We start from the raw sequence: 10,643 nt of genomic DNA, 5'->3' as shown, positions 1-10,643 counted from the left end.
ACGAAAACAATTAAATGAATTGACTGATGATGATCAGTTAAGTTAATGTAAAGTTGGCTCTACAAAATGATAAATCAAGTGATCAAAGCTGATGAGAATCGGTGATCAAAGTCATGAGAATACGCAACACTTGCGAGTAAGTATCCTGACTTACGCATAAGTGCGATTTCATCTTGTGTTTTAATTAATATTTTATTCATTAACCAGTTTAACCGTAGTAACGTTTTGAGTTTTCATTTCACGTTTGAGTATTTCTTCATAAGTTAAAGTCGGGTTTTGCTCTGCTAACCTACCTATTTTTAGCCAGAACTCAGCTTGCGAATTGATAGAACGTTCCATTACGGTGCTATTTTTTCTTACTTCTTCATGAAGTTCATCTGAAATTTTCACTATACCCATACTATATCCTTTGATATATTTTGCTACAAAATGTAGTTATTCGTATTGTATTTGTAGCTAGGTTTAGTGTCAATAAAAAGCGTTAAAATTAATATTAATAAAAGATGTTGGGAGTAGGGGGGATTGAAAAAATTGCTACAGTACTGTTTAACAAAAAATTTAGTCAGTAATAGTATGGACCAATCATAAATAGAGAGGTCATACGGTGTATATTTACAGATTGCGGTGAGTTTTATCTATTTTAATTAGTTTTTACTATACGGGCGTGTTTGAGCATTGATTACAAACACAGTTCATTTCTAATTGGGGGCTAACAAGCTGGAAGCCTGCGCTTTCTACATTTTTCTTGAGTTCATTAATGGTAGATTTATCTATCGTGATTTCTTTTACTTGGTTACAAGTACCACAGATTAAAAATTGTGGGACACCATGTTCATGATCACATGTTATATGGGAACAGGCGATATATTTATTCGCTAAGCTTAATTTGTGTACGAGTCGTTCATTTTCTAGAAATTCTAAGATTCTATATACAGACATAGCTGGTATTTTCTCACCAGATCTTTGTTCAAATAGAGCTATTAATTCATAGGCAGAAAGTGCTTTTTCCGACTGAACAAGTGATGATAGAACTTGTTTTCTTTTAGGTGTTAAGCGCGCACCATGGTTTTTGCAATACTGTTCAGCATGTATGATAATTTCATCAACGTTATTCATTTTATATCTCAAACTTATTTAGTTTGTCGCGTTAAGTGTTGTTATGCCTTTAATTTACATTGCAGTTATGGATAAAGGTAACGGTATTCTAGCAGATTTGATTCTCTTTCATAACGTTAGTATATACGCAAACTGTCTTAATATGCGAGTTTTAGAGTAGTTAAGTGAGTAAAGAGTAAGGCATATATTTTTATATCGCTTAGATATAAGTGTTAATGTGATATAAGCAGGTGTTATTTGTAGCTTGCAGGTATGCTTGCCTGCTAAACGAGAAACTTCATTATTTAATAAAGTTTCTCGTTAATTAGTAAACATTTAGTTATTCGTATCTGCGTTTTTAATACTTTAGTGATTAGTCGCTGAATTAATGTTCGTGTTCTTCTTCAGCAATACCTAACCAAATTAAAGACTGAGGAATAAAGCTAATTTCAATATCACCTTTAATACTTATTGTTTCTAAATCTATTTGTAAAATATGTTTTGCAATAGGATCTGCTACGTATGCATAGTCACCATTTTGCGACACAGTCAAACTAAATGACATACCTTCAGGCATAGTTGAAACATCTTCCTCTGATATATCTAAACTTTGTTCAAGTTCCCAGTGAATTTCACCGTCATGATTATGAGCACTTAAAATGTTTAGGTAGCCCGCACTGTCCAATATTAAAAAATTTTCTGCTTCATGTGAAAAAGCGTAAGATACTGGGCTGGCACCATCACCAAGCTGCCATTCAAGTTTTTCTATTTCGCCTTCTTCAGGGTTAATACTAAACAATATGGCGTTGCTACTACTGTGATCAGAAGCGATGCCAATGAATGATGCACTTTCCTCATGGCCGTAAAGTGTGCTTATACGCAAACCGTCTAAATCAGCAATATTAGCAATTTTTTCTGCTTCATAGTCATCGTCATGTTGATGGACAACTAAAATGCTATCGCTACAGCCAAATACAACATAATCTTCATTTTGTGCAGCACCATGTAAATCAGGGCAAGTTATGTCTAAAAGTTGTTCTTGTTCATATTCATTATCATGTAAGTGATAAACACCCACTTGATCGGGAAGAATTTTGGCAGCTGATGTACTTTCGGCATCGTCGCGACGAACTGTACTAAGTAAATAATCACCTTTAGGCTCTGCAACACCGTGCATATTAATACTGTAATCAATATGTGGTAATTCACTTGTTTGTCCACTAATATCTGTGTCTGTTAACACCTGTACCGAAGATGAAACTCCTGATTCTGCATCACCATCATAAAAAACAACCATTTTACCGTCATTTTTAATGATATGTGTTGGTCGGCTATTGTTTAATTCAAAATCACTCATTGCAGGGGCTTGTTTATAATCGTGCAAATGCTCACCGTGATCTTCGCGCCATAATCCACTATCAATAAAACCAACATAATCATTACTTCTACTGGCAATTACGGCAAAACGATAATCTGCAGAAGCAGTCAATACGTTGCTATCATGAATTAAAGAGTATGAGTCGAGTAAGTCGCCATCATCTAAATCATATAACGTTGTAACATTGCTTTCGGCAGAGAGTACGGCCAGCCGTCCCTGTGATTCAATGGTGTATTCGTCATGATCGTGTTCATCAGGCACTTCTATTGGGGTCTTTTCAATAATAGTGGTTTCAGCATCACCACAACCACTGAGGAATAATGCAGCTATAGAGGCTGCAATAAAGTTAAGTTGAAAAGATTTGTTCATCAGTTATTTTCCTTAATTAGTAAATTTAATCAAATTGTTATTACTATTTTTGATTAGAAATAGCCTCTAATCCCCAAAGCAATGCTACGACCTGGGCGTGGTGCAATATTTTTGATAAATGAAGTATGCACTCTTGCTTCTGTGTCGGTTAGATTAGTGCCTTTTAAATACAGAGCAACATCATGGCTCATTATTTCTAAGTCGTATGAAACACTGGCATCTACTAGGGTGTAACCATCGGTTGCTGTTTCAGTAGCAGCAATATCGTCTTGTTCTTGGTAACGAGTTATATCAAGGTGAGCACTTAGTTGTTCGGTTTCATAACTAAACTGAGTTCCTAACCTAAGAGGTGGTGTACGCGGTAAATTTCCTCCGTCTTCTAGCTTGGCGCGAACATAATCAGAAAATACTGTTGTTTTGAAAGTATCATTTACTTGCCAAGCTACTTGCGCTTCAAAACCATGTAGTACAACATCATCTGTTTGGAATATATAAACAGGTAATTCATTGCTATGTTCGTCATGATCATGCTCTTCTTCGCCATGGTTATGACCACTTTCAGCATAAAGACCACTAAAACTTTGATAATAATAGTTATCTACTTGGTTATAGAATGCATTGAATACAAAGGCGATATCACCTTTTGTTTTTCTGAAGGTTAGATCAATATTATTAGCCGTTTCAAGGTCAATTAATTCATTACTTAAACCAATAACACCATTATTGGCATTGGAAGAAAACAAGGCCCCTACTTCATAAGAACCTGTGCCAATATGGGGTCCAAAAGATAATAATTCAGAAGCTGATGGTGCACGTTCAGAACGAGAAAGTGACAAACCTAAGTTATAACCTGGTGTAAAGTTCCATACTATGCCTGCGGATAAACTTACTGGAGTGAATTCATGTTCAACTGCGTATACTTTAGTACTACTTGTTTCTTCCTCATGGTCATGGTCATGGTCGTCTTCAGTTTCATCATGGTTATGCGCTTCTAAAGTAGGTAATAAAACATCATCTGCCGTTAATTTTATATGTTCAATGCGTGCACCAAGTTGTAATAATACATCACCGAAATGTTTTTCTTCCATTAATCCTAATGCGAAAGTTTGAGTTTTTGACGGCGGTGTGAAAGCTTCTTCTCCTTGTGCTGCTACTTCGCTATTTTTAAAATGAAAGCTAATGCCTCCGTTCCAATCGTTTAAAGGCGTATGAATAACATCAAGCTTTACTTCTTGAGTTTCATTTTCGAATAATGTCCCTGTTTGGCCACCTTCTATCTCCGCATGTTCATAGTCAGTAAAACCTGAAGCTAATTTAACGGTTTTAATGAATTGGTTTTTAAAGCTGTATTCGCCTAATACTTGAACTCGGGTTTGTTCTAAATCTGCATAAACACTTTCATCGCCATGTGAGTGGCCAGGAACATCGTATTCACGGTTAAATTGTTCTACAGCAACACCAATATATCCTTCATCAAACAAATAACTTGTGCCTAATGTAAGGCCATTAGACTTTTCAGCACTGTTCGCAACAGTAAAGTTGCCCGTTTCATGCTCTTCATGCCCATCACCTTCTAATTCTGCTTCAACAGGTATTTCATAATCATTTGACTCACGCCAGTAACCATCAACATAAAAACCAAACGATTCTGTACCTGTAGTTAGATTAAAAGAGGCAAGTTTGCGATCATCAACAGAGTTACTTTCAAGTAACCATTCACCTTGCGTACTACTGTCTTTTGGTACACGACCATCAACTACATTGACCACACCACCGATAGCACCGCTACCATAAAATAAGGTTGCAGGACCGCGCAGTACTTCAATCTGTTGAGATGTCGAAGCTTCTGATGCAACGGAATGATCAGGACCTACTCTTGATACATCGCTAGAATCTAAGCCGTTTTGTGCAATCATTACTCGTGGACCACTTAAGCCGCGAATAATGGGAGTACTAGCAACACTACCATGAAAGTTAGTTTGAATACCTGGCAACTTTTCAAGGGTATCGCCTAATGTTGAAGCCTGCTGACGACGTAATGTTTCGCCAGTGAGCACACTAACGGGGGCAGCAGATTCCATTACTGACATATGCATAGGAGTAGAAATTATATCTATTACTTCAATGGGAGAACGTGATAAAACTAACGTTAAGGTACTTTCCTCATCTTTTGATAATATAATGTTTTGGTGCAAGTGGGCAAAGCCTGCAGCTGAAATATGAAATTCATTTTTACCTGCGTTTAAATCATGAAAAGTAAACTGACCATTTTTATCAGTGATAGTGACAGCACTTGTTCCTTCAACTCTAACCGTGGCTCCTGCAATAGCTTTACCATCATTGTTTTTCACTTCACCCTGTATTGATTGTGCCATTATGCTCGTAGGTATCAGCAAGCCAATAAAAGCCGCTATACGTGATATTTTAAACATCACATTCTCCAGTGTTAAAAATTAAAGATGTTATGTTATATCATCACAATTATAAAGGCAATAATATTAATGGTTGTAATAAGGCTATATTGACTGGTATTTATGCATTTCTTTATTGTTTTTTAACCGTTGTTAATTATATTTATGTACTTTGATATAAATATTTCTATAAAAATAATATTTGGTGATTTTTAGGCGTTTTAATGCTAGTAATGATGGTGAATATGATAGACGAAATTCGACAAATTGCTTCGAGCGTTGTCATCTAGTAAACAAAGTAATGTTTTTTTCATTAATAATTTTAATAAATTATTTAACAGTTAAGTTTAACTATTTAATTTCTTATTTAATAACCCCTCAACTTCATGTTAGGCTATGTTTTTATACGCGATATGCTGTGAGTTGCTTGGGCGTAGAAACGGTAACCTTTAAGGAATGAATCACTTTGCGGCTAGTTTTTCAAAGTATTGTCTTTGTGCTTTTCAGTCATTGTTTTTTTGTTGCTAGTGCAGCGAAATTAACAGACAGCACGGCACTGGAAAAAATGGAACATGAGTTAAATTCTCAACCATGGGAAACATATCAATTATTGCTGGCCCAAAGTGAGCAGCTTGACGATATGTCTGATCACTACAAATCATGGTGGTTATTACGTAAAGCGCAAGCAGAAAATTTATTATATTTTTTTGACAGGTTTGAGCAAACGGTTAATCAGGCAGTCGCCTCGGTAAGTCAGCAAACTCCCGCAAAAATTATGATTAATTTAGATATATTCCGTGGCGTGATTCTTCAGCGCCAAGGGCGATATAGACTATCAGAAACAATATTAAAGAAAGCTAAACAAGTTGCACTTAATCATAAGTATACATATCTGGCTGTGCTGGCAAAACAAGAGCTTGCTTATACCAAAAGTTTAACCCAAATTTATCAAACGTCCTTAACAGAATTGCAGCAAGCTTACCTTGAGGCTTTTGCTATACATGACGAGTTTTTAATTGCAAAGATTAATGAAGTGTATGGGGCAATTTATGGTTATATGCATGATTATGAAAAATCAATAGAATATTATCAAAAAGCGTTATCGAGTTATCAACAGCTAGGGTATCCAGCTCATCAAGTTGAAGCCATTTATGGTTTAGCTTCAACTTACCGTTATTGGAAAAACTATGAGCTAGCGATTGAATATTATCAACGTTATCAGGAAGATATTGATTTTAGCCCTAATAATATTGATGGTAAATTTTATGCCGCTTATGGCATTGCTATGAGTAAAGCGGAACAAGGCGATTGTTCGCAAGCGCTGATTTCTATTGATTATGCTATTAGTATAGAAGGCTTGATTGATTACAAAGCAGAGTTATATAAACGGAAATCGCAGTGTTTACTAAAGCTAGGACGATTAGATGAAGCACAAACAGCTTTAGATAAAGCGAGTGATATTTTTGACACGTTACCTGAACTAACAGGCACGCACTGGCAAATTGAGTTATATGAAATCAGTGCAGAATTAGCTGAAGCGCAAGGTCATAGTCAAGAAGCTTATCAGCTATTAAAGCTGTTTAATAAAAAAGAAATTGAACTAATTAAGAAGAACATGTCAGATCGTTTATTGCATATTCGAGGCACGTTAGAAGCAGAACGACAAGATGTAGAAATTTCTCTGTTACAACAAAATGCAAAAGTACAGCAACTTCAGTTTGAACAACAAAAACAATCAAATATCATACAAGATTATCTTATGGCGTTTGTGTTTTTACTTGTGTTCTTTATGTTTTTTCTAGCTTATTTTCAGTGGTATCACAATAAAAAACTCACGCGGTTGTCAGTGCGAGATCCTTTATCCAACTCCTTTAATAGACGATACGTATTTAATTTTTTACATAAGTTAGTTAATGCTAATCGTTCAGATAAAAATACTGTTTCTATTATGGTGATAGATATTGATGATTTTAAACAAGTCAATGATCTGTACGGTCATCCTTTTGGTGATAAAGTTATTCGAAAAATAGCTGAAATCGGTACAGAAATACTAAGGATTGATGATGTTATTGGCCGAGTAGGAGGAGAAGAGTTTCTGTGTGTTTTACCCCGAATAGATGCAGTGCAATGTTTACATATTGCCCAGCGATTTGTGAATAAAGTGAATGAACATGAGTTTACTACCGAAGTAGCTGACAACCAAACTCAAAAAGTTAAAGTAACAGTGAGTGTAGGTTTATCAACAACATCTAAAAATACTAAAACAAGTTCTGAATTATATGTACAAGCAGATAAAGCATTGTACCATGCTAAAGCTAGCGGTAAGAATAGAGCAATTCAATATCAAGATTCTATGCAATATGCTAATAAGTCTAATTTGAATGCAAAAAACTCCCCTGTTGAAGAGTAATTAATTCACCTCGATAAATTAAGCCTAGTGCACCGCTCGGTGCATGCGTTGTGATGAATGTTTACTTATCTCTAGTTAATATGAGTCTTCAAAACTCATATTGGTTTGAGAAGAAAGAATAGGTTGAAATATATGTCGCCATTAGCAGTTTCATATTAATTATTCTTTGCCCCAAAATAACCCTCTCTTTTTGCACCAAATAAAAACTCAATCTTTTGTTAATGTGCTTTTTTGGTGCGTCCATTCATTAATGAAAATAAAATATAGAGTCAACTTGTTGATATTTATTAATTAATTTTTGTGGCACATGAATTGAATTACTTAGTTCAATATTACCCAAAAAATTATTAAGTAGAGGTCTGCAATGAAAATAGTTAATGCGATTATTAAGCCATTTAAATTAGATGATGTTCGTGAAGCCATTTCTGAAATTGGTGTTGAAGGAATAACGGTATGTGAAGTGAAAGGTTTTGGTCGTCAAAAAGGACATACGGAATTATATCGTGGTGCAGAATACCAAGTAGACTTTTTACCAAAAGTTAAGCTTGAAATAGCAGTCAATGACGACATTGTAGAGCGTTTAGTTGAGGCCATTAGTAAAGCGGCTTATACAGGTAAAATTGGTGATGGCAAAATTTTTGTTTATAACCTTGAACAAGTAATACGTATTCGTACTGGCGAGCAAGGTTCTGAGGCTATTTAGTCTCTATTCGTCTCAATTGTGAACAATACATATATAACAATTATAGGATAAATTATGGAACAGAATATTTTTCAACTTCAATACGCCTTAGATACTTTTTACTTTTTAATCTGTGGTGCGCTAGTTATGTGGATGGCAGCAGGTTTCTCAATGTTAGAGGCAGGTTTAGTACGCGCTAAAAATACTACTGAAATTTTAACAAAGAACGTTGCATTGTATGCCATTGCTTGCATTATGTATTTAGTTGTTGGTTATGACATTATGTATGGTGGTGGGGTGTTCTTAAATGGAATAGGCCTCGATGGTGCAACTGATGCTGAAGCATTAGTTGGTGCGGTATTAGCTGAATCAGCTGAAGCGGGTTTTGATGGTGGTTCAGTTTACTCAAATGCAGCCGACTTTTTCTTTCAAGTTGTGTTTGTTGCGACAGCAATGTCAATTGTCTCAGGTGCTGTAGCTGAGCGCATGAAACTATGGGCTTTCTTAGCTTTCACTGTTGTGCTAACTGGTTTTATTTACCCAATGGAAGGTAGTTGGACTTGGAATGGCGATGCCGTATTTGGTTTATATACGCTTGGCGACTTAGGTTTTTCTGATTTTGCTGGTTCAGGTATTGTTCATATGGCTGGTGCTTCAGCTGCTTTAGCAGGGGTATTACTACTTGGCGCACGTAAAGGTAAATACACGAAAGATGGTAAAGTGAATGCTATTCCAGGTGCTAACTTACCTATGGCAACATTAGGTACGTTCATTTTATGGATGGGATGGTTTGGTTTTAACGGTGGTTCAGTATTAAAGCTTGCTGATATTAACAGTGCCAACTCAGTTGCTATGGTGTTTTTAAATACCAATGCAGCAGCAGCGGCAGGTGCGATAAGTGCACTAATTTTAGCTAAAATATTATTCAAAAAAGCAGATTTAACTATGGTATTAAACGGTGCGTTGGCTGGTCTTGTTGCTATAACTGCAGAACCTTCAACTCCATCACCGTTACAGGCAACAATATTTGGAGCAATCGCGGGTATTATTGTTGTACTGTCAATTATTGGTTTAGACAAAATAAAAATTGATGATCCAGTGGGTGCGATTTCAGTTCATGGTGTTGTTGGTTTGTTTGGCTTACTTATTGTGCCATTAACTAATACAGGCGCTACACTTAGCGGTCAATTAATTGGTGCAGCAACCATCTTTGTTTGGGTCTTTGTAACTAGCTTTATTGTTTGGTTTGCACTTAAAGCCATTATTGGTATTCGTGTAAGTGATGAAGAAGAGTATGAGGGTGGTGATATCTCTGACTGTGGTATGGAAGCATATCCAGAATTTACAAGAGGTTAATAGTTCTCTAAATAACGATTAGCCAAGTCAAAGCGAGTTGGCTAATTACTTTATTACTAAACATAAAAAAGCAGCCTTTTCGCTGCTTTTTTTGATTTAACCAATATGTTTTTTTACCGTAAATGAGAGTAAACACAGTAAGTAAAACCAAGTGAAAGAACCACAACTACCATTATTTATAGGAGATGTTGGTTCGCCAGTCGTTGCAAGTAACGTGTTTTTGATTGGATTTAAATCGTCAGCAGTGGCTTCAGAGCTGTCAATAATCGTAATATTCTCAATGACGACAAAGTTCTCAATGCCTGGAGAAGCTAAGTCAGCACATTGTTGTTCCTCATTAACTACCATTGGTATGCCTTGAAAATAGTCTACATTGCATAATTTAAGTTGTGTTATTTTTTCGATAACATTCATGCCGTCACCAATCACTTGGCCAAACACCGTAAATCCACTGTTTTGAATATCTAATTGACTGGCATTATTAGCTAAATTAAAAAACCACTGGTCAGTTGCACTATTAGCGCTACCGCTAAGTTTAGCCATCGCAATGGTGCCTTTAACATTTGAATAGATTGGCTCGTTGATAACTGGGTTATTCGTTTCAAGGCGGGTTAAAGGCCAAGCACCTTCAAAGGTAAACCCACCACCTTGAACAACAAAACCAGTTGAAACACGGTGTACTAACGAATTTGTGTAGTGTTGTTCATCAATATACTGCAGAAAGTTAGCCACTGTTTTTGGGGTAGATTTATCAAATAAATTTACTTGAATAACACCTTGCGAGGTTTTAAATTCAACAATAGTTGCCTGAGCAGCGCATGTTAAATTAATGAATAATAGTAGAGTATAAAATAATTTTTTAAACATGTTTATTGACGACCTTATAATAAATATTGCTGCATAATAATGGTAGTTTCAAGGTAATTCAATACACTAATTCTA

Annotated in this window: 8 protein-coding genes; 3 read left to right on the top strand and 5 right to left on the bottom strand. The window is 35.8% G+C overall.

Annotation, left to right across the window (positions count from 1 at the left end):
• Positions 1–192: 192 nt before the first annotated feature.
• The 4 genes from ACE1OF_RS12975 to ACE1OF_RS12960 all read right to left on the bottom strand — a co-directional run bounded on the left by ACE1OF_RS12975 (position 193) and on the right by ACE1OF_RS12960 (position 5,274).
• Positions 193–399, bottom strand: a complete 207-nt coding sequence (locus ACE1OF_RS12975; RefSeq protein WP_448895014.1) for a ParD-like family protein — start codon at positions 397–399, stop codon at positions 193–195.
• A 255-nt stretch (positions 400–654) separates the two neighbouring features.
• Positions 655–1,116, bottom strand: coding sequence for a Fur family transcriptional regulator (locus ACE1OF_RS12970; protein WP_448895013.1), 462 nt, complete (start codon positions 1,114–1,116; stop codon positions 655–657).
• 364 nt (positions 1,117–1,480) lie between these two features.
• The gene (locus tag ACE1OF_RS12965) at positions 1,481–2,842 is read right to left on the bottom strand and encodes a 5-methyltetrahydrofolate--homocysteine methyltransferase (protein ID WP_448895012.1); all 1,362 of its coding nucleotides are present in this window, start codon (positions 2,840–2,842) and stop codon (positions 1,481–1,483) included.
• Between the two features lie 53 nt (positions 2,843–2,895).
• Complete coding sequence (locus ACE1OF_RS12960; RefSeq protein ID WP_448895011.1) at positions 2,896–5,274, bottom strand: TonB-dependent receptor; 2,379 nt, start codon at positions 5,272–5,274, stop codon at positions 2,896–2,898.
• A gap of 445 nt (positions 5,275–5,719) precedes the next feature.
• Between ACE1OF_RS12960 and ACE1OF_RS12955 the strand changes: the two genes are divergently transcribed.
• From ACE1OF_RS12955 to ACE1OF_RS12945, 3 genes are all read left to right on the top strand, one after another.
• On the top strand, positions 5,720–7,663 hold the full coding sequence (locus ACE1OF_RS12955; RefSeq protein ID WP_448895009.1) for a tetratricopeptide repeat-containing diguanylate cyclase: 1,944 nt from the start codon (positions 5,720–5,722) through the stop codon (positions 7,661–7,663).
• Between the two features lie 364 nt (positions 7,664–8,027).
• Complete coding sequence (glnK, locus tag ACE1OF_RS12950; protein ID WP_448895008.1) at positions 8,028–8,366, top strand: P-II family nitrogen regulator; 339 nt, start codon at positions 8,028–8,030, stop codon at positions 8,364–8,366.
• Positions 8,367–8,420: 54 nt separating this feature from the next.
• Positions 8,421–9,701: an ammonium transporter gene (locus ACE1OF_RS12945; protein WP_448895007.1), complete on the top strand. Its 1,281-nt coding sequence runs from the start codon at positions 8,421–8,423 to the stop codon at positions 9,699–9,701.
• Between the two features lie 96 nt (positions 9,702–9,797).
• Here the strand turns inward: ACE1OF_RS12945 and ACE1OF_RS12940 are convergent, their stop codons facing one another.
• Positions 9,798–10,568, bottom strand: coding sequence for a peptidylprolyl isomerase (locus tag ACE1OF_RS12940; protein ID WP_448895006.1), 771 nt, complete (start codon positions 10,566–10,568; stop codon positions 9,798–9,800).
• Positions 10,569–10,643 lie beyond the last annotated feature (75 nt).

The organism is Colwellia sp. E150_009 (genome assembly GCF_053543955.1).
Note: the sequence above shows the minus strand (reverse complement) of the source record. Positions and strands in the feature narration are given on the sequence as shown.

What these genes read in the sequence shown, in the direction of transcription:
- ACE1OF_RS12975 (WP_448895014.1), bottom strand. Translation starts at nt 399, where the DNA reads ATGGGTATAGTGAAAATTTCAGATGAACTTCATGAAGAAGTAAGAAAA.
- ACE1OF_RS12970 (WP_448895013.1), bottom strand. Translation starts at nt 1,116, where the DNA reads ATGAATAACGTTGATGAAATTATCATACATGCTGAACAGTATTGCAAA.
- ACE1OF_RS12965 (WP_448895012.1), bottom strand. Translation starts at nt 2,842, where the DNA reads ATGAACAAATCTTTTCAACTTAACTTTATTGCAGCCTCTATAGCTGCA.
- ACE1OF_RS12960 (WP_448895011.1), bottom strand. Translation starts at nt 5,274, where the DNA reads ATGTTTAAAATATCACGTATAGCGGCTTTTATTGGCTTGCTGATACCT.
- glnK (WP_448895008.1), top strand. Translation starts at nt 8,028, where the DNA reads ATGAAAATAGTTAATGCGATTATTAAGCCATTTAAATTAGATGATGTT.
- ACE1OF_RS12945 (WP_448895007.1), top strand. Translation starts at nt 8,421, where the DNA reads ATGGAACAGAATATTTTTCAACTTCAATACGCCTTAGATACTTTTTAC.
- ACE1OF_RS12940 (WP_448895006.1), bottom strand. Translation starts at nt 10,568, where the DNA reads ATGTTTAAAAAATTATTTTATACTCTACTATTATTCATTAATTTAACA.